Source organism: Amycolatopsis sp. NPDC049252 (genome assembly GCF_043197175.1).
In the GTDB taxonomy this organism is placed as follows: Bacteria; Actinomycetota; Actinomycetes; order Mycobacteriales; family Pseudonocardiaceae; genus Amycolatopsis.
The window spans coordinates 1-21,048 of sequence record NZ_JBICSQ010000114.1 but is presented as its reverse complement, the minus strand read 5'-3'; the positions used below and the strand labels follow the sequence as shown (position 1 = coordinate 21,048).

At 72.0% G+C, this 21,048-nt stretch carries 26 protein-coding genes; 6 read left to right on the top strand and 20 right to left on the bottom strand.

Annotation, left to right across the window (positions count from 1 at the left end):
- From ACGFMK_RS45335 to ACGFMK_RS45265, 15 genes are all read right to left on the bottom strand, one after another.
- Nucleotides 1–591 (bottom strand): acyclic terpene utilization AtuA family protein (locus tag ACGFMK_RS45335; protein WP_392777028.1); only part of this gene is annotated, 591 nt, incomplete at its 3' end.
- Nucleotides 592–781: 190 nt separating this feature from the next.
- Nucleotides 782–2,191 (bottom strand): MFS transporter, encoded by a 1,410-nt coding sequence (locus ACGFMK_RS45330; RefSeq protein WP_392777025.1) that lies wholly within the window; start codon nucleotides 2,189–2,191, stop codon nucleotides 782–784.
- The gene (locus ACGFMK_RS45325) at nucleotides 2,188–2,532 is read right to left on the bottom strand and encodes a VOC family protein (RefSeq protein ID WP_392777023.1); all 345 of its coding nucleotides are present in this window, start codon (nucleotides 2,530–2,532) and stop codon (nucleotides 2,188–2,190) included. The genes ACGFMK_RS45330 and ACGFMK_RS45325 overlap by 4 nt, the downstream gene beginning before the upstream one ends.
- Nucleotides 2,529–2,696: a ribbon-helix-helix domain-containing protein gene (locus ACGFMK_RS45320; RefSeq protein WP_392777020.1), complete on the bottom strand. Its 168-nt coding sequence runs from the start codon at nucleotides 2,694–2,696 to the stop codon at nucleotides 2,529–2,531. The genes ACGFMK_RS45325 and ACGFMK_RS45320 overlap by 4 nt, the downstream gene beginning before the upstream one ends.
- Nucleotides 2,697–2,798: 102 nt before the next feature.
- On the bottom strand, nucleotides 2,799–3,215 hold the full coding sequence (locus tag ACGFMK_RS45315; RefSeq protein WP_392777018.1) for a hypothetical protein: 417 nt from the start codon (nucleotides 3,213–3,215) through the stop codon (nucleotides 2,799–2,801).
- Between the two features lie 79 nt (nucleotides 3,216–3,294).
- The gene (locus ACGFMK_RS45310; RefSeq protein WP_392777015.1) at nucleotides 3,295–4,176 is read right to left on the bottom strand and encodes an SIS domain-containing protein; all 882 of its coding nucleotides are present in this window, start codon (nucleotides 4,174–4,176) and stop codon (nucleotides 3,295–3,297) included.
- A 13-nt stretch (nucleotides 4,177–4,189) separates the two neighbouring features.
- On the bottom strand, nucleotides 4,190–5,500 hold the full coding sequence (locus tag ACGFMK_RS45305) for an alpha-glucosidase/alpha-galactosidase (RefSeq protein WP_392777013.1): 1,311 nt from the start codon (nucleotides 5,498–5,500) through the stop codon (nucleotides 4,190–4,192).
- The gene (locus ACGFMK_RS45300; RefSeq protein WP_392777010.1) at nucleotides 5,497–6,435 is read right to left on the bottom strand and encodes a carbohydrate kinase family protein; all 939 of its coding nucleotides are present in this window, start codon (nucleotides 6,433–6,435) and stop codon (nucleotides 5,497–5,499) included. The genes ACGFMK_RS45305 and ACGFMK_RS45300 overlap by 4 nt, the downstream gene beginning before the upstream one ends.
- A 6-nt stretch (nucleotides 6,436–6,441) precedes the next feature.
- The gene (locus tag ACGFMK_RS45295) at nucleotides 6,442–7,314 is read right to left on the bottom strand and encodes a carbohydrate ABC transporter permease (RefSeq protein ID WP_392777007.1); all 873 of its coding nucleotides are present in this window, start codon (nucleotides 7,312–7,314) and stop codon (nucleotides 6,442–6,444) included.
- Nucleotides 7,311–8,249 (bottom strand): carbohydrate ABC transporter permease, encoded by a 939-nt coding sequence (locus tag ACGFMK_RS45290; protein WP_392777004.1) that lies wholly within the window; start codon nucleotides 8,247–8,249, stop codon nucleotides 7,311–7,313. The genes ACGFMK_RS45295 and ACGFMK_RS45290 overlap by 4 nt, the downstream gene beginning before the upstream one ends.
- A gap of 9 nt (nucleotides 8,250–8,258) precedes the next feature.
- A complete protein-coding gene (locus ACGFMK_RS45285) occupies nucleotides 8,259–9,527 on the bottom strand; it encodes an ABC transporter substrate-binding protein (RefSeq protein WP_392777001.1) in 1,269 nt (422 codons plus the stop codon).
- Entirely contained in the window at nucleotides 9,527–10,357 is an 831-nt protein-coding gene (locus ACGFMK_RS45280) for an endo alpha-1,4 polygalactosaminidase (RefSeq protein WP_392776998.1), read from the bottom strand. The genes ACGFMK_RS45285 and ACGFMK_RS45280 overlap by 1 nt, the downstream gene beginning before the upstream one ends.
- A 197-nt stretch (nucleotides 10,358–10,554) precedes the next feature.
- Nucleotides 10,555–11,091, bottom strand: coding sequence for a TetR/AcrR family transcriptional regulator (locus ACGFMK_RS45275; RefSeq protein ID WP_392776995.1), 537 nt, complete (start codon nucleotides 11,089–11,091; stop codon nucleotides 10,555–10,557).
- A 13-nt stretch (nucleotides 11,092–11,104) separates the two neighbouring features.
- The gene (locus ACGFMK_RS45270; protein WP_392776992.1) at nucleotides 11,105–11,650 is read right to left on the bottom strand and encodes a pyridoxamine 5'-phosphate oxidase family protein; all 546 of its coding nucleotides are present in this window, start codon (nucleotides 11,648–11,650) and stop codon (nucleotides 11,105–11,107) included.
- Nucleotides 11,651–11,666: 16 nt separating this feature from the next.
- Entirely contained in the window at nucleotides 11,667–12,167 is a 501-nt protein-coding gene (locus tag ACGFMK_RS45265) for a winged helix-turn-helix transcriptional regulator (RefSeq protein WP_392776989.1), read from the bottom strand.
- A 134-nt stretch (nucleotides 12,168–12,301) separates the two neighbouring features.
- On the opposite strand from ACGFMK_RS45265, the gene ACGFMK_RS45260 reads away from it, so the two are divergent.
- Together ACGFMK_RS45260 and ACGFMK_RS45255 are read left to right on the top strand one after the other, a co-directional pair.
- Nucleotides 12,302–12,907 carry a VOC family protein gene (locus ACGFMK_RS45260; protein WP_392776986.1) on the top strand — a complete coding sequence of 202 codons (606 nt, stop codon included), beginning with the start codon at nucleotides 12,302–12,304 and terminating at the stop codon, nucleotides 12,905–12,907.
- A complete protein-coding gene (locus ACGFMK_RS45255; protein WP_392776983.1) occupies nucleotides 12,900–13,634 on the top strand; it encodes an SDR family oxidoreductase in 735 nt (244 codons plus the stop codon). The genes ACGFMK_RS45260 and ACGFMK_RS45255 overlap by 8 nt, the downstream gene beginning before the upstream one ends.
- Here the strand turns inward: ACGFMK_RS45255 and ACGFMK_RS45250 are convergent.
- Nucleotides 13,625–14,758 (bottom strand): epoxide hydrolase family protein, encoded by a 1,134-nt coding sequence (locus ACGFMK_RS45250; RefSeq protein ID WP_392776980.1) that lies wholly within the window; start codon nucleotides 14,756–14,758, stop codon nucleotides 13,625–13,627. The two genes, ACGFMK_RS45255 and ACGFMK_RS45250, sit on opposite strands and share 10 nt — an antisense overlap.
- 83 nt (nucleotides 14,759–14,841) lie before the next feature.
- Here ACGFMK_RS45250 and ACGFMK_RS45245 point away from each other — a divergent pair, with 83 nt between their 5' ends.
- From ACGFMK_RS45245 to ACGFMK_RS45235, 3 genes are all read left to right on the top strand, one after another.
- Nucleotides 14,842–15,651 (top strand): metalloregulator ArsR/SmtB family transcription factor, encoded by an 810-nt coding sequence (locus ACGFMK_RS45245; protein ID WP_392776977.1) that lies wholly within the window; start codon nucleotides 14,842–14,844, stop codon nucleotides 15,649–15,651.
- The gene (locus ACGFMK_RS45240; RefSeq protein WP_392776974.1) at nucleotides 15,648–16,247 is read left to right on the top strand and encodes a dihydrofolate reductase family protein; all 600 of its coding nucleotides are present in this window, start codon (nucleotides 15,648–15,650) and stop codon (nucleotides 16,245–16,247) included. Before ACGFMK_RS45245 ends, ACGFMK_RS45240 begins: the two co-directional genes overlap by 4 nt.
- 156 nt (nucleotides 16,248–16,403) lie before the next feature.
- On the top strand, nucleotides 16,404–16,694 hold the full coding sequence (locus tag ACGFMK_RS45235; RefSeq protein WP_392776971.1) for a DUF1540 domain-containing protein: 291 nt from the start codon (nucleotides 16,404–16,406) through the stop codon (nucleotides 16,692–16,694).
- A gap of 87 nt (nucleotides 16,695–16,781) precedes the next feature.
- Here ACGFMK_RS45235 and ACGFMK_RS45230 read toward each other — a convergent pair whose 3' ends face one another.
- Nucleotides 16,782–17,600, bottom strand: coding sequence for a family 1 encapsulin nanocompartment shell protein (locus ACGFMK_RS45230; RefSeq protein ID WP_392776968.1), 819 nt, complete (start codon nucleotides 17,598–17,600; stop codon nucleotides 16,782–16,784).
- 2 nt (nucleotides 17,601–17,602) lie between these two features.
- Complete coding sequence (locus ACGFMK_RS45225) at nucleotides 17,603–18,154, bottom strand: hemerythrin domain-containing protein (RefSeq protein ID WP_392776965.1); 552 nt, start codon at nucleotides 18,152–18,154, stop codon at nucleotides 17,603–17,605.
- 244 nt (nucleotides 18,155–18,398) lie between these two features.
- On the opposite strand from ACGFMK_RS45225, the gene ACGFMK_RS45220 reads away from it, so the two are divergent.
- A complete protein-coding gene (locus ACGFMK_RS45220) occupies nucleotides 18,399–19,196 on the top strand; it encodes an IclR family transcriptional regulator (RefSeq protein ID WP_392776962.1) in 798 nt (265 codons plus the stop codon).
- On the opposite strand, the gene ACGFMK_RS45215 is transcribed toward ACGFMK_RS45220, so the two are convergent.
- Together ACGFMK_RS45215 and ACGFMK_RS45210 are read right to left on the bottom strand one after the other, a co-directional pair.
- Complete coding sequence (locus ACGFMK_RS45215; protein WP_392776959.1) at nucleotides 19,160–20,119, bottom strand: hypothetical protein; 960 nt, start codon at nucleotides 20,117–20,119, stop codon at nucleotides 19,160–19,162. The genes ACGFMK_RS45220 and ACGFMK_RS45215 overlap by 37 nt on opposite strands.
- Before the next feature lie 62 nt (nucleotides 20,120–20,181).
- On the bottom strand, nucleotides 20,182–21,048 hold an 867-nt coding region (locus ACGFMK_RS45210; protein WP_392776956.1), incomplete at its 5' end, for an MFS transporter.

Here is a 21,048-nt window from a genome sequence, read left to right as displayed (position 1 = left end):
GTCCCAGTCCCCCGGGTCCCAGCCGTGCCACCACGCGGCCGGTCCGGCGGCCAGGGACGCGTCGGTGACCCGCCCGCACACGACGACGTCCGCGCCGCCGGCCAGGGCGGCCGCGATGCCCCAGCCGCCGAGGTAGGCGTTGGCCGCGATGGGGGTGGTGTCCCAGCTCGACAGCGGACGCCCGGTGTCGAGGTGGGGCAGCGGGTGCGCGGCGGCCAGCTCACCGAGGTCCGCCAGGAGGTTGTCGCCTTCGACGTGCGCGACCGAGAGCGTGACCCCGGCTTCGGCGGCGGCCGCGCGGACGGCGCCGGCCAGCGCGGCGGGGTGGAAGCCCCCGGCGTTGGTGACGACCTTGACGCCGCGCTCGGCGAGCGTCGCGAGGTGGGGCCGCAGCTGGTCGAGGAAGTATTCGACGTACCCGCGGGCGGGATCACGCCGGTACCGCGCGGCGAGCATGGCCAGGGTGACCTCGGCGAGGTAGTCCCCGGCGAGGACGTCGACGGGGTCGCCGTCCAGGGCTTCGGCGAGCGCGGTGTAGCGGTCGCCGAGGTATCCGGAGAAGTTCGCGATCCGGATCGCCCGGTCCCGCATCCCGGCTCCCTCCGCCGTCCGCCGCCTCCGACGCTAGCCGCCCCGGGCGGCGACGGCATCCCCGCCGGCACGACAGCGGCCCTGACCTGCGGATTCAAGCTCTCTGCAACGTTTCGTGCCCGGGTGGCGGGCAAACTGGAGCCCGCGGGGCCGTGCCTCCGAGGGGGCGGCACGGCCCCGCGGCGTGCGGTCACGCCCGGGCGAGCCGGCGGCCGCGGAGTGCGGAGAAGACCGCGGCCAGCGCCATGATCCCCGTCATCGCGTAGAACGCCGCGCTCAGGCCTTCGGTGAAGGCCGTGGCGAGCGGGCCGTGCAGGCTGGTGGTGCCGACGAAGACGGCGAACGCGGTGCTGCGCGGGATCGAGTGCGCGGCGACCAGCATGGCCGTGGTGAACGAGAACACCATGCCGACACTGGCGAACGTCCGGAGCACGCCGGAGGCGATCCCCAGCCGGTCGGGCGGCGCGGCCTTCATGACGGCCGAGCTGTTGGCCGGGTAGAAGAAACTGCCGCCGATCATGAGCACGACGTTGCCGGCCACGGCGGGCCACAGGCTGCCGGTCACCGTCATCCGGGCGAAGATCAGCAGCGCGGCGACCGACAGCCCCAGCCCGGCGGTCGCCGGGAGCACCGGGCCCAGGCGGTCGGCGAGCCGGCCGGCGTACGGGCCCACCGCCGCGCCGACCACGTAGCCCGGCAGCAGCAGCAAGGACGCGTCGATCGGGCTCAGGCCGCGCGGCCCCTGCAGGTACATGATCACCAGGAAGAGCACGGCGAAGCTGCCGAGCCCCTGCAACAGCGACGCCAGCAGGGACGGCGTCACCGCCGGGATCCGGAACAGCGACAGGTCCACGGTCGGGTCCGGGTGCCTTCGCTCGACGACCACGAACGCCACCAGCAGCGCCACGCCGATCGCCAGGAAGGCGAGCTGCCGCCCGTTCACCGGTTCGGCGGCCAGCTCCGTCATCGCCCACAGCACGAAGAACAGGCCCGCCCCCAGCGTCGCCATGCCGGCCAGGTCCAGCCGGCGGCGGGTCCGCTCGCCGCGGTCGCGCAGCACCCGCAGGGCGAGCACCAGCGCGACCACCCCGATCGGCAGGTTGATCCAGAAGATCCAGCGCCACGAGACGTAGGTGACGATGACGCCGCCGAGCAGCACGCCGACGACCGAGCCCAGGGAGAAGCCGAAGGCGTTGAACCCGTAGGCGCGGCCGCGTTCGGCGGGCGGGTACAGCTCGGCGATGATCGCCCCGCTGTTGGCGGCGATCAGCGCGGCACCGATCCCTTGCAGGACGCGGAATCCGATGAGGCTCGCCGCGTCCCAGGACAGCGCGCACAGCACCGAGCCGAGCACGAAGACCGCGAACCCGGCCTGGTACATCCGGACCCGGCCGAACACGTCGCCGAGCCGGCCGAGCTGCGTGGCGAGCACCGTGACGACCAGCAGGTAGCTGATCACCACCCAGGTGACGGCCGAGAGCGAGATGCCCAGGTCGGCCTCGATCGCGGGCAGGGCGAGCACCACGATCGTGCCGTCGACCGCCGCGACGAGCACGCCGATCATGACGACGAGCATCCCGAGGGTGCGGCGCTCGCTCATTTCCCGGACGGCGCCTGGAGGATCCAGGTCCGACCGTCGGGATCGCGGACGCTCATCTCGCGCGTCCCGAAGTGGGTGTCCTCGAACGGGCTGACGACCTCGACGGGCGCGCCGGCGTCGAAGGTGTCCTCGGCGGGGACCTTGATGACGACCTGCATCCCGGTCGGCCGGTCCTCGGGCACCTCGGCGACGAACAGGTAGGCGCCGTCGCCGTTGCGCAGCAGCCCCGAGTTGTGGTCCGTCTCGAAGTCGAGCTCGAACCCGAGGGCCCGGAAGAACTGGGCGGCCTTCCCCCAGTTGTGGGTCTCGAGGTACAGGGCTTCGACGCCGTCACTCTTCATCGCTGTTCTCCTTCGGAGTCGGCCGTGGCGGCCAGGTACTGGCGCAGCGCGTCGGCCACGAGGGCCGACAGCGACTTCCCGGTGTCCACGGCGTGGTGCTTGACCTCACGGATCAAGTCCGTCGGCAGGTACACGTTGAACTGCTTGACGTCCTTGTCGCTCATGACAGAATGCTAGCACACTAGCCAGCTAGACACCTAGTGCGCGACAGGGCCCGTCCGCGAGGTGCGAACGGGCCCTGCCGACGCCGGCCGTGGCGGGTTACTTCAGCACTTGACCTTGATCTCCTTCGAGTTCCGGACCCACATCTCGCCGCTGCCGAGGTAGCCGAGCATCTGCGCCCGGTAGGTCTTCGTCCCCTGGCCGGTGCAGGTGAACGTGGTGACGGTGAGCTGGTTGCGCGGCCAGGAGCCCTTGCGCGGCACCTTGTCCGACCAGCCGATGACGTTCTTCAGCTGGACCTGGATCGTGTAGCCGACCTTGTCCGGCATGTCGCAGTCGAAGAAGCCGCCTTCCGCGTCGATGAACTTGTTCTCGCGCTGGTACACGTTGAGCCGCACCTGCTGCGAGTTCGGGTCGCAGCCCACGGACCGCGGGCCCGTGGTGGTGGCGGCCGGCGCCGGCGCGACGAGCGTGGACAGGGCGATCGCGACGGCAGCCGTCGTGGTCAGGATTCGCTTCATCGTTCCGCTCTACCGCCCCCGGACGGCCGGCACCGACGTCACGATGATCATGACCAGCTGATCGGGTGAAAGACCTGGGTCAGCTCGCCAGGACGACCGAGCGGGTCAGGTGGGCCGGGCGGTCCGGGTCGCGGCCCGCGGCCTCCGCCAGGGCCACCGCCAGGCGCTGGATCAGCACCAGCTCGGCCAGCGGATCCAGCTCGCCCTGGTGGAGGTGCGCGCCCGTCGCCTCGATCTGGCGGACCAGGCCCGGGTCCAGCGGCGCCAGGCTCCACACCGCCCGGCCCGGGGCCGCCACCGCGATCGGGCCGTGGCGGTACTCCATCGCCGAGTACGACTCCGTCCACCAGGCCGCCGCCTCGCGGACCTTCAGCGCCGCCTCGTTCGCCACACCCACGTGCCAACCCGCACCGAGGAACGAGAGCTGGGACGCCGCGAGCAGTTCCGGGTCGAGCGGGCGGTCCAGGGCCCGCGCGACGTCGGCCACGGCCCGCTCCGTCGGCAGGCCCAGGTGGGCCCGCAGGAGCAGCAGCTGCGTCGTCGGGAACCGGGTCTGGACCACCGAACGCTCGTCGGCGTACGGCAGGCAGACGACGTCGTCGGACCGGGCCGCCGCCGGGGAGTCGGCGACCGCCGTGATCGTCGTGACGCGGGTGCCCGGCCGCGTCCGCTCCAGCGCCGTCAGGATCTCCGTGGTCGTGCCGGAGCGGGTCAGCGCCAGCACGCGGTCGTACGGCCGGTCGAGCTTCGCCTCCGACGCCGCGAAGACGTCGGTCAGGCCGTGGCCGGCGTCCTCGCGCAGCTGCGCGTAACTCTGCGCCATGAACCACGAGGTGCCGCAGCCGATGACCGCGACGCGCTCCCCCGTCGCGGGCAACGCGGGCGCGTGCGCCGGCAGTTCCCGCAGGACGCGCGCCCAGCACTCCGGCTGGCTGGTGATCTCGTCGAGGGTGTACGACATGGTTCTCCTGAATTCAGTGGCCGAGAACGGCGCGTAGGGCGGGCTGAAGGCGGTCGCCGTGCGCGCGGACGAGGTCGTCGCACAGCTCCCAGATCCGCTCGACCGGCAGCGTGGCCGCGGTGGCGGGGTCGGTCATCGCGGCGTGGCGGATGTGGCGCGGGTCGTCCTCGATCGCCGCGCGCACGACCAGGTCGTTCATGCTCAGGTAGGTCCGGTTGAGCGCGGCCAGCTGCGGCGGCAGCGCGCCGATCCGCGTCGGCCGGACGCCGGTGCCGTCGACCAGGCACGGCACCTCGACCACGCCCCCGGCGGGCAGGTTCTCGATCAGGCCGCGGTTGACGACGTTGCCGTAGACCGTGCGCGGCGTGCCGGTGACGATGCTGTGGACGATCTGCGGCGCGTACTCGTTCGTGCCTTCGACGGGCAGCGGTTCGCCGGCGGCGATCGCGTGGCGCGTCCGCTCGTACTCGGCCTCGTTCTCCGCGACGATCTCGAGGTAGGCGCCGACCGGCAGCCGCAGCCGCTCGATCTCGCTGTCGTGGTGCAGGTACCAGGGCACGTACTCGGCGGAGTGCTCGCTCGTCTCGGTCGGGTAGTAGCCGAGCCGCCGGAACATGTCGAACCGGACGCGCCGCCGCAGCTGCTCGTCGCCTTCGGCCAGCTCGGTCAGCCGCGGGTAGAGGTCGGTGCCGCCGTGCTCGAACCGCAGCACCCAGGCCTGGTGGTTGACCCCGGCCGCGACGTAGGTGACCTCGTCGAACGGCACGCCCACCAGCTCGGCGAGCCCGTGCACGGTCCAGTACACCGAGTGGCACAGCCCGACGACCCGGGTCAGCCCGGTGGCCTCGCTCAGGTACTGGACGTTCATCGCCATCGGGTTGGTGTAGTTGAGCAGCCACGCGTCCGGGCAGACCTCGGCGATGTCCGCGCCGAGTCCCTTCAGGAACGGGAACGTCCGCAGCGCGCGGAAGATCCCGCCGATGCCGAGGGTGTCGCCGATGGTCTGGCGCAGGCCGTAGCGGGCCGGGACGGCGAAGTCGGTGCGGGTCGACTCCCCCATCCCGATCTGCACCATGTCGACGACGAAGTCCGCGCCGGCCAGGGCTTCCCGGCGGTCGGCGTGCGCGGTGAGCGCCGGCTTCACGCCCCGGACGTCGGCGATCCGCCGGGCCGCGGCCAGCGCGGTCGCCAGCCGTTCCGGGTCGATGTCGTGCAGGGCGACGTGCACCCCGTCGAACTCGGGGTAGGTGAAGAGGTCGGCCAGCAGGCCTTGGGTGAACACGACGCTTCCGGCGCCGACGAAGGTGATCTTGGGGGTGTTCATGCGTGATCCGATTCGGTGCGTTCGAGGTGGACGAGGACGTCGTCCCACGTGGCCTGGCCGGCGGTGCCGCCGCGGGCGCGGACCGAGAAGCCGCCGCAGACCACGCCGCAGCGCAGCGCGGTCCCGAGCGGCAGCCCGGCCAGGACGCCGGCGAGGAACCCGGCGTTGAAGCTGTCCCCGGCGCCCACGGTGTCGACGGCGGCCGCCGGGATCCCCGCCGCGGTGGTGAATTCGCCGTCGCGGCAGGAAAAGGCACCGGCCCCGCCGTCCTTGACCACGACGGCCGGACCGCGGGCGGCCAGCATGACCGCGCCTTCCCGGGCATCGGCCGCGCCGGTCAGCCGGATGGCCTCCGCGGCGTTGGGCAGCAGGAAGTCCGTCTCCCCCAGCAGGTCCCCGACGTCCCAGCGCCCGGCGGGGTCGTCGTTGGTGTCGACGGACGTCGTCGCGCCGTGCCCGCGGGCGGCGCGCAGCAGACCCGCCAGCGCGGGCGCGAGCTTCGGGAGCAGGAAGTACGACGACGAGTGGACGTGCCGGCTCGCCGCGAGCAGGTCCGGCGGGACGTCGCCGGCGCCGATCGCGGCCAGGGTGCCCGGTGCGGTGACGATCGCCCGGTCGCCGTCGCGGGTCAGGACGGTGGTCAACGGCGTCGGCAACGACGGGTCGGTGTGCAACGCGCCGGTGTCGACGCCGCGTTCCTCGAGGGCGTCACGGACGAACCGGCCCCCGGCGTCGTCGCCGACACGCCCGGCGAAGGCGACCTTCAGCCCCAGCCGGGCGGCGCCGGCGGCGGTGATCGCGCCGGAGCCGCCGAGGGTGAGCACGCCGGAGTCGGCGAGCTGCTCCCGCTGGCCGAACGCGAGGTCCGTCCGAAGTGGACCGACGATGACGTCCGGGTTGGCGTCGCCGACCACGAGCAGGTCGAAGCGGTGCATGGTGTCCTAGCCCTTGAGGCCGCTGGAGGTGATGGACTGGATGAACGTCTTCTGCGCACCGAGGAAGGCGAGCAGCACCGGCAGCACGGTGATCACGTTGCCCGCCATCACCGCGGCCCAGTTGGTGTGGTGCTGGCCCTGGAAGGTCGTCAGGCCCAGCTGCAGCGTGTAGACGGTGTCGTGGTTGACCGCGATCAGCGGCCAGGTCAGGTCGTTCCACGTGCTCAGGAACGTCAGCACGGCCACCGTGCTCAAGGCGGGCCGCGACAACGGCAGGACGATCGTGAACAGCACACGCAGCCGCGAGCAGCCGTCGATCCACGCCGCTTCTTCGAGTTCCCGGGGCAGGGAAAGGAAGAACTGGCGCAGCAGGAACACCGCGAACGGCGTCACCAGCGACGGCACGATGAGCGCGCCCAGGGTGTCGATCAGGCCGAGCTTCTTCATCACCAGGAACGTCGGGATCATGGTCAGCTGGAACGGGATCGCCATCGTCGCGATCATCAGCGCGAGCAACGCCCGCGAGCCGGTGAACCGCATCCGCGCGAACGCGTACCCGCCCAGCGTGCCGAACAGCAGGTTCGACACCACGGTCACCGCCGACACGATCAGCGAGTTCGTGAACCAGCGCACGAAGAGCGCGTTGTCGAGCACGTAGCGGTAGCCCGAGAAGTCCACGTGGGACGGCCACAGCGCGGGCGGGAACCGGTTGATCTCGGCGTTGCTCATCACCGAGCTGAGCAGCAGCCACACCAGCGGCGCGGCGAACACGAGCGCCAGCGGCACGAGCAGCAGGTGCCACGGGCTGAACGGCAGCCGCGGACGCCGCAGCACGGGCAGGACGCGCGGCGCGGGCACGCCGTCGAGCCGGGCGGTCATCGGAGCACCTTCCGAACCGTCTTCTGGGGACGGCGGAGCAGGCGGACGGCGATCACGACAACCAGCAGGGCGAGCGCGAGCACGTACGCCGAGGCAGCGCCGTAACCGGCGGTGAAGTTCTTGAACGCCTGCTCCCAGACGAAGTAGACGATCACCGTGGTGGAGCCGAGCGGGCCGCCCTTGGTCGTCACGTAGACCAGGTCGAACACCTGCAGCGACGTGATCAGCTGCCACACCACCAGGAACGCCGTCACCGGCATGATCGCCGGCAGCGTCACGTGCCGCAGCACGCGCCAGGCGCCCGCGCCGTCCAGCCGCGCGGCCTCGACCAGCGACGGCGGGACGTCCTGCAGCGCGGCCAGGTAGACCACGACGCAGAAGCCGGTGCCGCTCCACAGCGTGATGCCCACGAGCACCAGCAGCGCCTGCGCCGGATCGGTCAGGAACCCTTGCGGGGACACGCCGAGGTGGTGCAGCACCGAGTTGGCCGCGCCGAACTGCGGGTCGAGGATGAAGGAGAACAGCACGCCCTGCGCGGTCGCCGAGAGCACGAACGGAACGAAGACCAGCGTCCGGTAGACGCCGATCAGCCGGATGCGCCGGTTCAGCGCCTGCGCGAGCAGGAAGCCGAACAGGATGCTCAGCGGGACGTAGAGCACCGTGTACAGCACGGTGTTCCCGACGGCCTGGGCGAAGTGCGGGTCCTGGGCGAGCGCCGCGTAGTTGTCCCCGCCGACCCACCGGCTGGGCGTCACGAGGTCGTCGACCTGGAACGACAGCAGCAGCGACCAGGCCACGGGCACCACCCCGAGGCCGAGGATGATGAGCACGGCGGGTGAGACGTACGTCCACGCGGCCGCGGTCTCGCGGCGCCGGCGCTTCTTGGCATGACTGTGTGCGGGCGTGACGGTGATGGGCCTCGGCAGTCCGGGCATGGCGGCTCCCTATCGCGGAATGATCAGGGCGGCGTTCGCGGCCGCGGCGCAGTCGCGCAGCGCGTCGGCCGGGGACGCCTGGCCGAGCAGCACGGCGACGATCGCGGTGCCCAGCGCCGCCGACACCTGCGGGTAGGCCGGGTGCACCGGCCGGACCCGGGCGTTCTCCAGCGCGTCGACGAACACCGGCAGGCCCGGCGTCTCGGCGGTCTTCTGCTGCCACGCGGGCAGTTGCTGCGTCCCCCGGCTCAGCGGGAGGCTGCCCGCGCCGTCGTCCCAGCGGACGTCCTGGGCCGGGGCCGCCAGCCAGGACAGGAAGGTGCGCGCCGCCGCGACCCGCTCCTCGCCGTTGTCGAAGAGCGTCCAGGTGTCCGGCCCGGAGATGGTCAGCGGACGGCCGCTGAAGCTGGGCAGCGGCACCACCGCGTAGTCGACCCCGGCGTCGGCGATGTCGGGCAGCTGCCACGGGCCGGTGACGACCATGCCGATGTTGCCGCTCTCGAACGCCTGGTACATCTGCTCGCTGCCGGTTTTCGGGTCGAGGTAGACGGCCTTCGCCGCGGCGAGGTCGCGGACGACCTCGAGCGCCCGGACGCCCTGGCCGGCGAACCCGATGCCGCGGCCGCCCGGCCCGATCACGTCGCCGCCGAGGTCCCAGATCATCGGCCAGAGCCGCCAGACGGTGTCCTCGTCGCCGGTGGCCGGCCAGGCGGTGCCGAAGACCCCGCCGCCCGGATCGGTGAGTTTCCGGGCCGTGGCGACGAAGTCGGCCCACGTCCAGCCCGCGACGGGCGGCGGGGTGCCGGTCTTCTCGAACAGCCTCTTGTTGTAGACGACGGCCAGCGAGTCGAGCAGCGCCGGGACCGCGCGGACGCGGCCGTTGACGGTGACCGCCTCCCGGGCCGGGGCCCAGAAGCCGGGACCCGCGTCGACGAGGTCGGTGACGTCGACGACGCTCGGGCTGCGCGCGACGCTGGCGAGGTCCGAGCCGAAGACGTAGGCGATGTCCGGGAAGGACCCCGACGCGAGCGCCGCGGTGATCTTCTGCAGCATGGCGTCGGCGAGCACGCCGCCGCCGAGGTCGATCCGGATGCCCGGGTGGGTCCGCTGGAAGTCCGCGACGAGCGCGTCGAGGACCTTCTTGCCCGTGTCGGTCTGGCCGTGCCAGACCTCGACCGTCACCGGCCCGCCATTGCCACCGGTGGCCGCGCTGCAGCCGGCCAGCGCGGTGCCGAGGGTGAGACCGCCGACACCGCGCAGGAAACCCCGCCGGTCCATCAGCAGGTTTTGCGGACGTAGCCGGACTCGCCCTTGGGGACGACGTCGAGGTCACGGCGGACGATGCTGAGGGAGCTCCACCGGCTGCAGGCGGTCTTGAGCCCGCTGTCGGTGTACTCGATGACGATCACGTGGTCGCCGAACGCGGGGGTGAACTCGCCGCAGTTCTTCTGCTGGCCGCACTCTTCGGCGATGGCGAAGTCCAGCCCGTTGGCCTGGCGCTGGCCGGCCAGCTCGGAGGTGTTCTTCTGCGCGATCGCCAGGCCCTTCGCGTGGGCGTGGGCGGAAAGCAGGCGGATGTAGGCCTGCGCGTCGCTGTCGGAGAGGAGCCCGCGCGAGCGCGTGAAGCTGTCGTAGTTGTCCGGCTCGATCGCCTGGTAGCCCTTGGCGGCGCAGTCGTCGATCCAGGCGTCGACCTTGGCCGCGACGCGCGTGCGCTTGTCCGCGGTGTGCAGGTCGAGCAGGGCCTCGTCCCAGTCCTCGTCGATGACGACGTTGCCGTTCGCGTCGCGCAGCAGCAGGTCGCCCCACTCCCCCTCGGCGCCGGGCTGGGCCTGGAAAGCGTTGACGTAGCAGATGTTGTAGAGCCCGGCGGCCGGGGCGTCGCCGTGGTCGCGGCTGACGACCTGGACCCCCGCGGGTGGGGTGTAGGCGCCGCCGATCTGGTAGTCGAAGCCCGCCTTGACCGGCGGCGGGGTGACGGCGGCCGGCGCCGCCGATGCCGATGTCGAACACGCGGAGCCGCCGAGGACGGCGGCCGCGAGCGCGGCACTGGCGAGGAACCGAACGCGGGAGAAGGGCATCATCGAACTCCGGATGATGGTGGGCACGACCCCGCCTCGGACCACGTGCGCGTCCTGGCGACTCAGTCCGGGCTCGCGGCGGAGGCCGACATACCGGCTGGGCGTACCTCTCACGTCGGGGCGTCCGTTCCGACGTGACCAGAAGTAAAGCGAGCAAGACCAGACATGTCAAGTGCTCGATACTGGGGTTTCTTCGTCGTTAATGGACAGTTTCGAGCACTGCTTCACGCAGCGCCGACTCCCCGCACCAGGGTGCCGACCAGCACGTCCGCCGCCTCCGCGGCGCTCGACGGCTGCTTCGACGCCAGGTGCAGCAGCTGGATGAGGACGTCGGACACCCAGCCCTCCGGGACGTCCGCCCGGAAGAAACCCGCCGCGGTGGCGCGCGCGAGGAACGCGTCCACCTCGGCGATCATCCGGCCGCGGCGGTCCTGAATGGACGGTTCGGCCCGCATCCGGGTCAGCTCCACCGGCCACTTGCGGTTGACCTCGATGATGCCTTCGACGTAGCGGTGCAGGGCCACCGGCACCGGCGCCTCGCGCAGCCGCGCGCGGTCGACGGCCTCCTCGACCGCCGACAGCCGGGCGTCGTAGACCGCGGCCAGCAGTTCGTCGCGCGAGGCGAAGTGGCGGTAGACCGTGCGGCGGTCGACCCCGGCTTCGGCAGCGATCGCACCGATGCTGGCCGCCGGGTCGTCGGCCAGCATGCGCGCCCCCGTCGTCAGGACGGTTTCGAGGTTGCGGACCGCGTCGGCTCTCATGCTGCCCAGCTAACTACACGGCCGGCCGCGCGCTGGTGTGGGTGAACTCGACCGTCGACAGCATCGACGTGTCCGAGGCGGGGGTGCGCTGCCGGCCGAACGTCAGCACCTTCGCCGGCTCCACCGCGAAGATCAGCGCGTCGTTGCCGCCCTGGCGCAGGCCCGCCTCGCCCACCTCGTACTTCCAGCTGCCGTCCCACTTCTCCCGGTACGCGGCGGCGAGACGGGCGAGCGTCGGCCGGTCGGTGACGCGCCGCGCCTGGCCCTCGACCATGACGTCGAGGGCGTCGTCCCAGGTGTTGCGGCCGGTGGTGAGCACGACGTTCGGGTTCGCGGTGAGGTTGCGGTACTTCTGTTCCGTGGCACCGGTCCCGAAGTGCAGCCGGCCGTCCAGCCAGACCGCGACCAGCGGCGTGACGTGCGGCCGGCCGTCCGCGCGCACGGTCGTGAGCCAGCTGATCTGGGCGGATTCCAGCACTTCCCGGGTGGTGGCCCAATCAGTGGGCCGGGTGCCGGGGTCGCTGAACCGCTCGTCGAGGTGGATCGCCGGGTCGTTCATCGGTGAACTCCGATCGTCAGTGGGTGGCGGACGCGAGGTAGGCGGCCTCCAGCCGGGTCGCGACGCTGGGGCCGTCCGGCGCCTCTTCGCGCCGGGCGTCCGGTCCGAGGTGGGTCTCCCGCAGCTCGTCCATGAAGGCCTCCCACAGCGGCGGCCCCCCGGCCGTCAGCACCTCGGCGCGGGCGGCGTAGGCGTCGCCCACCGGCAGGTGCCGCACCCCCCAGGCGCTCAGCTGGACCAGCACCGGCACCAGCTCGATCGCCCGCTCGGTCAGGCTGTAGGTGACCTTCTGCTTGTGCGTGGGATCGCCGGCGCGGGTGAGCAGCCCGTGCTCGACGAGCACGGCGAGCCGGTCGGCGAGGACGTTCGACGAGATGCGCTCGGGGCCGCCGAGCAGCTCGCGGAAGTGCCGCGCGCCGCCGAACACGACGTCACGCAGGACGAGCAGGGTCCAGCGGTCGCCGAAGATCTCCAGCGACAGGTTGATCGGACAGCCCGACCTCGTGTCCTTGCGCACTGCTCTCACCTCAGAACTGGTTGCATTACCGCACCAGTATGAGGCACCGCACAAGCGGTGGCAAATCGGCGGCAGTGAGGCCATGTTGAAGGGTGCGACGCCGGATGGAGCCGCGAGAACCGAAGGAGTCCCTGATGACGGACATGAAACTCGAGATCGCCGTGCTCCCCGTCTCCGACGTCGACCGCGCGAAGAACTTCTACAAAGCGCTCGGCTGGCGCGAGGACGCCGACTTCCCGGGCGAAGGGGGCTTCCGGGTGGTCCAGCTGACGCCGCCGGGCTCCCCCGCTTCGGTGATCTTCGGCAGCCGGATCACCGACGCCGCACCGGGTTCCGCCCAGGGCCTGCACCTCGTCGTCACCGACATCGAGGCGGCCAGGGCCGAGATCGCCGCGCAGGGCGTCGCGATCAGCGAGGTGTTCCACGACGCCGGGGGCGTGTTCCACCACGCCGGCACCGAGGGGCGGGTCAGCGGCCCGGACCCCGACCACACCAGCTACGCGTCGTTCGCCTCGTTCAGCGACCCGGACGGCAACGGCTGGGTGCTGCAGGAGATCACCACCCGGCTGCCCGGCCGGGTGACGGACGTGACGTTTTCCTCCGCCGCCGAACTGGCCGACGCCCTGCGCCAGGCCGCGGCCGCGCACGGGGAGCACGAGAAGGAGCTCGGCCACGAGGACGCCGACTGGCCGTCCTGGTACGCCGAATACCTGGTGCGGCACGGACGTTCGGGTGCGTGACGCCGTGGACCTGAGCGGACAGACCGTCGTCGTGCTCGGCGGCAGCGCGGGCATCGGCCTCGCGACGGCCCGCCACGCCCGCGCCGCGGGGGCCGAAGTCATCCTGACCGGACGCGACCCCGCGCGGCTCGCAGAAGCCGCTCGGGACGTCGGCGCGCTTCGCACTGCGGCGTTCGACGCCACCGACTTCGGCCGGCTCGAAGAGTTCTTCGCGGAGCTTCCGACGCCGGTCGACCATGTCCTGGTCACGGCGGGCGGCCCGTACTACGCGCCGCTCGCCGAAATCGACTTCGAGCGGGCCCGCTCGCACCTCGACGGGCACCTGTGGCTGGCCCTGCGCGTCGCGCAGCTCGCCGTGGGCAAGGTGCGCCCGGGCGGGACGCTGCTGTTCGTCGGCGGCACCGGCGCCCGCCGTCCGGCGGCCGGTCTCGCGATCACCGCGGCGATGACGGCGGCCCTGCCCGCGCTCGTCGCCAACCTCGCACTGGAGATCGCCCCGATCCGGGTGAACCTGCTCGCGGCGGGCTTCGTCGACACGCCGCTTTCGGCGTCACTGCTGGGTGACGACCTCGAAAACCGCCGGGCACAGCTGCGCGAGACGCTCCCGATCGGGCGCGTGGTGGAGGCCGGCGACGTGGCGTCGCTGGCCGTCCACCTGATGACGAACACCGCGCTGACCGGCGCGACCTACGACGTCGACGGGGGCCAGCAGGTGGTTCAGCGGTAGGGGCGGAAGAACTCGCGCAGCTCGGCCGCGTAGGCCTCCGGCTCTTCGAACGCCGCGAAGTGCCCGCCGCGGGGGTGTTCGGTGACCCGGGCGACGTTCGCCGTGCGGTCCAGCCACGCCCGCGGCGGGCGCAGGATGTCGCCGGGGAACAGGGAAAACCCCGACGGCACCTCGACCCGGCGCCGGAGCTGCTCGACCGGGATCTCCGAGTTCGCGCGGTACATCCGCATCGACGAGCCGATCGTCCCGGTCAGCCAGTACAGCATCACGTTCGTCAGGATCTCGTCCTTGGTGAACGAACGCTCGAGGTCGCCGTCGCAGTCGCTCCAGGCCCGCAGCTTCTCGACGATCCACGCCGCCAGCCCGGCCGGTGAGTCGGTCAGGCCGACCGCAGCCGTCTGCGGCTTCGTGCGGTGCATCGCGGCGTAGGCCCCTTCCGCCGCGCCCCAGGCCGCGACGGAGCCGAACCACTCGCGTTCCTCCGGCGCCAGCTCCTGGTCACCGGGGAGGACCGGGATGCCCGCGTCGGTGCGGTGGACCGCCACCACCCGCTCCGGGTGGTTTAGCCCGAGGTACCGGCTCACGTGGCTGCCGATGTCACCGCCCGCGGCGCCGAACCGCGGATACCCCAGGACGTCCATCAGCTCGGCCCACAGGCCGGCGACGGCGATCGAGTTCAGCGGCGGGCCCGCCGGGCGGTCCGAGTAGCCGTAGCCGGGCATGTCGGGTACGACCACGTCGAAGGCGTCGGCCGGGTCGGCGCCGTGCGCGCCGGGGTCGGTCAGGAGCGGGATCACCTTGGTGTAGCGCCAGAACGAGTCCGGCCAGCCGTGGCTCAGGACCAGCGGCAACGCGCTCCCGGTCGCCGCTTTCGCGTGCACGTAGTGGATCCCGAGCCCGCCGAGCGGGACCCGGAACCGGGGCAGCTCCCCCAGCTCCGCTTCCCGGGCCGGCCAGTCGAAGCCGTCCGCCCAGTGGGCGACGAGCTCACGCAGGTAACCGACGTCGGTGCCGAGCGACCACCCGGCGTCCTCGGGCGAGTCCGGCCAGCGTGTCGCGCGCAGCCGCGCACGCAGGTCTTCCAGCACGGCGGGGTCAGTCTTCGGGTGGAACGGCTCAGGCATGCCCGCACCTTACGACCGGCCACCGACATTCCCGCCAAGATATTCCTTGACACGAATATTCTTTGTGGTGAATACTTCTGCTCATGGACGAGATCGCAGCGGCACTGGGAGACGGGGCGCGGTGGCGCATCGTGGAGCTCCTCGCGGAGCGGCCGCGGTCCGTCGGCGAACTGGCCGAGCTCACCGGCCTGCGGCAACCGCAGACCACCAAGCACCTGCAGACCCTCGCCCGCGCCGGCCTGGTCACCGTTTCCCCGCTGGGGCAACGCCGGGTCTACGCGGTCGAAGCGGGCCCGCTCGCCGCGTTCGAAGAGCGGCTGCGGGAGCTGGTCGGCGCCATCGAGGCGCACGCCGGCGAACGGGACGTCCTGACGCGCTACCAGGCCGCGATCGAGGCGGAGACCGCCGCCGCGAACCGGCGGCAGTGGGCGGACGGGCGCACGTTCACCTTCGAGCGCCTCCTGCCGGTACCCCCGGACGTCGCCTGGCGGCACTGGGTCGACCCGGACCTGCTCGCGTCGTGGTGGGCCCCGCCGTCGATGCGGATCACCGAGTGCGTCCTCGAGCCGGAAGCCGGTGGGCGCGTCGTGCTCGAATACCGCGACGCCGAAGGGCTTTACCGCGCCGAAGGACGGGTCCGCACCGCCGAGGAGCCCGGGCACCTCGCGTTCGTGCTCTCGGTGCTCGACGCGGCCGGGGCCGTCTCCTTCACCGGCCATTACGACCTGACCCTGACCGCGGCCCCGGGCGGCACCCGCCTGCGGCTGGACCTGCGCATCACCGACACGACCGTCGAGTCCGCCCCGTTCGTCGCCGGCATCGAAACCGGCTGGGGCCAGGTGCTCGACCAGCTCACCGCAACACTCACCCCAGGAAAAGGAACCCCGTCATGACCAGCTCGACCGGCCGCAAGGTCACCGCCAACATCGCCCTCACCCTCGACGGGCACTACAACGGCCCGGCCGGGCCCGCCGACTTCGGCGCCATCGCCCCGTACGTGACCACCGACGTCGCCCGGGACCACATGAGCCGCATCTGGGAGAACGCGACGACGGCGGTGCTCGGCCGCACCAACGCCGAAGGCTTCCTCGGCTTCTGGCCGTCGGTCGCCGGCGACGAGAACGCCGACCCGCGCGACCGCGGCTACGCGAAGTGGCTCGTCGACACCGAAAAGGTGGTCCTGTCGACCACCCTGGCCGAGGCGCCGTGGGAACGCGCCCGCGTCGTGAACGCCCCCGCGGCCGACGTCGTCACCGGCCTCAAGGCCACCGGCGAGGGTGAGATCCTCGTCAACAGCAGTGCGAGCGTCATCAAGCCGCTGCTCGCCGCGGACCTGATCGACCGGCTCTACCTGCTGATCTGCCCCGAGATCACCGGTGGCGGCGGCCGCCTGTTCGACGACGGCCTGCCCGCGACCAAGTGGACGCTCACCCGCCAGGAGACCGGGTCGCTGGGCGAGACCGCCCTGATCTACGACCGCGTCCGCTGACCACCGAAAGCCGCTTTGTCGACACCGTCATCTTTCACCCGACCGAGAGCGGAAGCCGGGTGAAAGATCACGGCCCGGATTGCCGGGTTCCGGGGCCGGTGGCAGCGTCGGACGCACCCGAACGCACACCACCACCACGAAACCCGGGAGCCCGGCATGACGACGACCGAAATGCCCGCCGTCCACGAGTGCACGGTCAGCGGCTGTTCCTACAACGACGACGGCTGCCACGCCTTCGCCATCACCGTCGGCGGCGACAACGGCTCCGCCGACTGCGGCACCTTCGTGCCGCTGAACACCAAGGGCGGCCTCGACCGCGTCACCGCGCAGGTCGGCGCCTGTTCTCGGGCGGACTGCCGGCACAACGCCGCGCTGGAGTGCACGGCCTCGAGCGTCCGGATCGGTTCCGGCGGCGGCACGGCGAACTGCCTGACCTACCAGAAGTAGCGGTGTCGATGGAGGCCGCTGCGTAGCGCGCCCCTAAGGCACATGCGACACAGCCGGTCCGTCCACAGCGGACGGACCGGCTCCCTGTCAGACCGTGAGGGTGATCGCGGCGTCCGGCTCGGAGACCCGGAAGCTGAAGCTCTCCTCCAGGTACAGCGTCACGTTCTCGGCGTCGTGGTGGCTGTAGCCGACGCTCAGGTCCTGGCCCAGCTCGAGGAAGAAGTCGCCGCCGGCCAGGCTCAGGACCATCGCGCCGTCCAGGCCCGGGGCGCGGACGATCTTGCCGCCGCCCAGGACGCGGCGGACGTGGTCGAAGACCAGCTGGCCGCCGTGCTCGGTGCTCTCCACGATCCGCGTGTAGCCCGCCGGGTCGATGGCCAGGCCGTACGGGCCGTCGATGCCCGCGCGGCGCAGCGTGTCGACCGCCCGGGCGATCACGCCGGGGTACGCCTCGGCGTTCTCCCCCAGCGCCGGCTTGTCGTACGGGCACGTGTCGGCGATGCCGGTCATCCCGGCCGCGGCCCAGCCGTGGAACACCGCGCGGTTCTCGATCATCGCGATCTGCTTCGCGGCCCGGTCGAGGTCGTCGAACTCCAGGTCGTCCGCGCCGCGCTCGGCGTCGTCGAGCTCCTGGCGGGACACCGTGAACGGGACGCGGACCTCGGCCAGCGGCAGGATCCGGCGCTGGCGCACCACGACGCCCTCGTCACCGTCGGGCAGCGAGGACTCCTTGAGCGAGGTCGTGCGCCCCAGGTCGGTGGCCGAGTACTGCCAGCCGTGCGGGCCGGCGACGTCGACCAGGCGCCGGGCGGCGAGGTGCGTGTGCAGCCGCTCCTTCGCCTCGGCGTCGACCTCCTTCCACCCCGCGTCGGAGATCGGGGCCAGACCGCGCATCAGGTGGTTCATGTTCAATCCCGTTCCTTGAGGCTGCCGATACCGAGTGAGCCGTCGCCCGGCCCGGTACCGAGTTCCGCTTCGACGTACCCTTCCGGATCGATGTCGCTGACGTCCAGGTCGCGCGCGCCCTCGTGCCGCCGCTTGAACTCGGTGAACTTGCGTCCGAGCTCTTCGCGCAGGCCGGGGTCGGCGTTGCGCCGGAAGTCGGCCAGGCCCTCGTCCTCCTCCTCGGCCATGTGCTCGCTGTTGGCCATCCTGGCCTTCCGCACCGCGTCGAGCCAGGCCGTGCTGCCGACGGGGTGCAGCGCGGCCTCGTGGACGCCGTCGCGGATGTCGTTGTGGTCGCCGATCGCGTCGAGGGTCTCCTCTTTCGCGTCGTCGCCGCGGCGCAGCAGGTGCGGGTAGAAGATCTCCTCTTCGGCCCGCGCGTGGACGTCGAGGAGGTCGGCCAGCGGCTGCCAGACCTTCGCCAGCTCGCCGGCGTCGGTGATGTCGTCCATGCGCGCGAACTGCCGCCGGAACCAGTCGTGGTCGTCGAGGATGAGGCTGGTGATGTCGGCCATGCGGTCAGCCCCTGACCCGCAGCGTGGTGGATGTAGCCATGGTCCGTCTCTACCCCGTCCCCGGCACCGGAAAACACCGGACCGCCAGTCTCGGGCGCGGCCGGGCCGCCCGCCGCGCCGGGCGCGGGTTTTCACCCTTGCGTGGGTGCCCGTGAACCGGGCCCGTGTCGGGTAGCCTGACGCACGTGTTCACGAAGTGAACAGCGATTTCACGCTCTCGATCACCGCTCGCCGGAGGCTCCCCGTGACCAAACCGACCCGGTCACCGGAGGCCTCGCGCGCCGATCAGGCGGACATCCAGGCGGTGAGCCGCGTCAGCCAGATCCTGGCCCTGTTCGACCCGGCCACGCCGGAGGTGACGGCCGGCCAGATCGCCGAGCGGCTCGGGCTCAACCGCACCACCGCGTACCGGTACTGCACGTCCCTGGTCGCGGCCGGCCTGCTCGAACGCAGCGCCGAAGGCGGCTACGTGCCCGGTGGCCTGCTGCTGCAGCTGGGCGCGTTCGCCATCGGCCACCGCCGGGTCGTCAACCTCGCCCCGCGGCACATGCAGGCGCTTTCGCGGGCGACGCAGACCAGCGTCGTGCTCAGCCTGTGGGGCCTCACCGGCCCGGTGGTGTCCCGGGTGGAGGAGAACGTCTCGACGATCGTCGTGGTGTCCGTGCGGGTCGGCAGCCACCTGCCGCTGGACACCGCGCAGAGCAAGGTCTTCCTGGCCTACCACGCCGACCAGCTGTCGATGGAACGCCTGATGGCGAACCTGTCCGGCTCGGCGCGCGACGAGCTGCGCGAGGACGTCGAGCGCGTCCGCGAAGTGGGCCACTGTTCCGCGATGAGCACGCCGGGCGTGGTCGCGGTGGCCGCGCCGGTGTTCGACGAGTACGGCATCTGCGCCACGATCGCCATCGTCGGCCCGGACAACACCCTGTCCATGTCGGACGACGCCCCCGAGCTGCGCGTGGTGGCCGACACGGCCCGCGAGCTGACCCACGAGCTGGGTGGCCACTACCGCCCGGACGACCTCGGCGCCCGCGCGGTGTAAGGCAACCAGGCGGGCGGCGACACCGGCGGGATCTCCGCATAGTCCCGCGCCCCGGCCAGCGCGCTGCCCACGAACTCCGCCAGGTCCAGCCCTTCGAGCCCGGCGACCAGCTCCGCGATCACCCCGGGACCTTCGATCCACAACGCCGTGACGACCTCGACGGCCGAGGCGCCCGAGGCGAGGAACCGCCGTACGTCGGCCGGGGTGCGGGCGCCGTTGGTGCCGATCAGGGGCACCTCCGGGCCGAGGGCCAGGCGCGTCTTGCTCACCCAGTACAGGCTCATCGGCAGGCACCCCGGCGCACTCCACGCGCCCCAGGACCCGAGGACGGCGCCGCCGTCGAGGTCGGGCAGGAAACCCGGGTAGCGGCCGACCAGCCCGACGGCGTCCGCGCCCGCCGACCGGGCCGCGCGGGCGAGCGCGACGACGTCCGACGCCTGCCCGGGCAGCTTGACGAACAGCGGCACGTCGACGGCGTCCCGCACGGTTCGCACGGCTTCGCCCACGGCGTCCGCCTCGGTCAGCCGGCGCACCGCGGGCGCCTCGCGGCCGTGCGGGGCGCCGATGTTCAGCTCCACCGCGGGCACCGCGACCGCCATCGCCCGCCCGATGCGCGCGGCCGCCAACGGCTCCCCGAGGGTGATGCTGCCGATCACCGGACAGCCTCGCGACGCGCCGTACGCGACGGCGTCCGACAACACGGCGAGCCACTCGTCCAGCTCGACCTGGGCCAGGCCGGAGCGGTTCAGCAGGCCGTCGCCGAGCCGCGCCGCGCCCGGCGGCCGGACCGCCCCGTCACCAGACACGAACGCGTAGTCCGCGATGTCCAGCTGCCGCCGGGCGGCTTCGCTCTCGTTGACCGACTTCGCCACCACCGCCCCGGCCCCCGCGTCGATGCAGGCGAACAGCCCTTCGCGGGACATGGTCAGCTCGGACGAGCCGACCCAGACCGGGTTGGCGGTGGCGAGGCCGCCGACGTGTCCGATCAGGACAGTGCCGGAATCGTGCTGTCGTCGCCCATGTCGACGTCCTTGGTCTCCGGGCCGAGGAACCCGCCCAGGCTGATCAGCACACCGGCGAGGGCGATGAGCACCGCCGGGGCCAGGTGCGCCGGCATGACACCGTCGAACCGCTGCAGGTAGAACTGGTAGAACGCCGGGGCGATGAGCGCGAGGCTGTAGCCGACGCCGTAGCCGGTGGAGCGGATGCTCGCCGGGAACCGTTCGGTCAGGTACGCCGCGATCGGGCCGAACGTGCCGACGGTGAAGATCCCGATCAGCACCCCCCAGCCGAGCGCCGCGCCGACCCCGCCGTTCGACGCCATCAGCAGCGTGTAGGACCCGGCGCCGATCACCAGCACCGACAGGCCGTACCCGATGTAGAACCGCCTTCGCCCGATGCGCTGGGACAGCAGCCCGAACAGCGGGTAGGACAGCGCGGCGGCGGCGTTGATCACGAGCATCGTCATCGTGACCTCCTTGCTGGAGAGCAGGAGGTGCGACTTCAGCTGCGCCGGCGTCACGGCGGCTTCCATGTTGGTCGCCAGCCACGTGCCGGTCATCAGCACGAACACCTGCGCCAGCGCCCGCGGGTACTTCACGAGCAGCCGGACGAACGGCATCTTGTGCTTCTCGCCGGTCAGCTCCGCCGGCGTCTCGTGCACGTTCTTCAGGTAGTAGCGGAACAGCACGGCCGCCAGCGCCGCGCCGACGAAGAACGGGATCCGCCAGCCCCACTGCACGTAGGCGCTGTGCAGGCCGACGGAGGGCAGCAGCTGCAGCATCAGCAGCGTGATCGCGGCGATCACGGCGTACGCGGCGGGCGAGGTCGACGTGATGATCGAGGCGTAGAG

Bases quoted from the DNA above. Each gene is read 5' to 3' on its own strand.
- ACGFMK_RS45330 (WP_392777025.1), bottom strand. From the start codon at position 2,191: ATGAGCGAGCGCCGCACCCTCGGGATGCTCGTCGTCATGATCGGCGTG.
- ACGFMK_RS45325 (WP_392777023.1), bottom strand. From the start codon at position 2,532: ATGAAGAGTGACGGCGTCGAAGCCCTGTACCTCGAGACCCACAACTGG.
- ACGFMK_RS45320 (WP_392777020.1), bottom strand. From the start codon at position 2,696: ATGAGCGACAAGGACGTCAAGCAGTTCAACGTGTACCTGCCGACGGAC.
- ACGFMK_RS45315 (WP_392777018.1), bottom strand. From the start codon at position 3,215: ATGAAGCGAATCCTGACCACGACGGCTGCCGTCGCGATCGCCCTGTCC.
- ACGFMK_RS45310 (WP_392777015.1), bottom strand. From the start codon at position 4,176: ATGTCGTACACCCTCGACGAGATCACCAGCCAGCCGGAGTGCTGGGCG.
- ACGFMK_RS45305 (WP_392777013.1), bottom strand. From the start codon at position 5,500: ATGAACACCCCCAAGATCACCTTCGTCGGCGCCGGAAGCGTCGTGTTC.
- ACGFMK_RS45300 (WP_392777010.1), bottom strand. From the start codon at position 6,435: ATGCACCGCTTCGACCTGCTCGTGGTCGGCGACGCCAACCCGGACGTC.
- ACGFMK_RS45295 (WP_392777007.1), bottom strand. From the start codon at position 7,314: ATGACCGCCCGGCTCGACGGCGTGCCCGCGCCGCGCGTCCTGCCCGTG.
- ACGFMK_RS45290 (WP_392777004.1), bottom strand. From the start codon at position 8,249: ATGCCCGGACTGCCGAGGCCCATCACCGTCACGCCCGCACACAGTCAT.
- ACGFMK_RS45285 (WP_392777001.1), bottom strand. From the start codon at position 9,527: ATGGACCGGCGGGGTTTCCTGCGCGGTGTCGGCGGTCTCACCCTCGGC.
- ACGFMK_RS45275 (WP_392776995.1), bottom strand. From the start codon at position 11,091: ATGAGAGCCGACGCGGTCCGCAACCTCGAAACCGTCCTGACGACGGGG.
- ACGFMK_RS45270 (WP_392776992.1), bottom strand. From the start codon at position 11,650: ATGAACGACCCGGCGATCCACCTCGACGAGCGGTTCAGCGACCCCGGC.
- ACGFMK_RS45260 (WP_392776986.1), top strand. From the start codon at position 12,302: ATGACGGACATGAAACTCGAGATCGCCGTGCTCCCCGTCTCCGACGTC.
- ACGFMK_RS45250 (WP_392776980.1), bottom strand. From the start codon at position 14,758: ATGCCTGAGCCGTTCCACCCGAAGACTGACCCCGCCGTGCTGGAAGAC.
- ACGFMK_RS45245 (WP_392776977.1), top strand. From the start codon at position 14,842: ATGGACGAGATCGCAGCGGCACTGGGAGACGGGGCGCGGTGGCGCATC.
- ACGFMK_RS45240 (WP_392776974.1), top strand. From the start codon at position 15,648: ATGACCAGCTCGACCGGCCGCAAGGTCACCGCCAACATCGCCCTCACC.
- ACGFMK_RS45235 (WP_392776971.1), top strand. From the start codon at position 16,404: ATGACGACGACCGAAATGCCCGCCGTCCACGAGTGCACGGTCAGCGGC.
- ACGFMK_RS45230 (WP_392776968.1), bottom strand. From the start codon at position 17,600: ATGAACCACCTGATGCGCGGTCTGGCCCCGATCTCCGACGCGGGGTGG.
- ACGFMK_RS45225 (WP_392776965.1), bottom strand. From the start codon at position 18,154: ATGGCCGACATCACCAGCCTCATCCTCGACGACCACGACTGGTTCCGG.
- ACGFMK_RS45215 (WP_392776959.1), bottom strand. From the start codon at position 20,119: ATGTCCCGCGAAGGGCTGTTCGCCTGCATCGACGCGGGGGCCGGGGCG.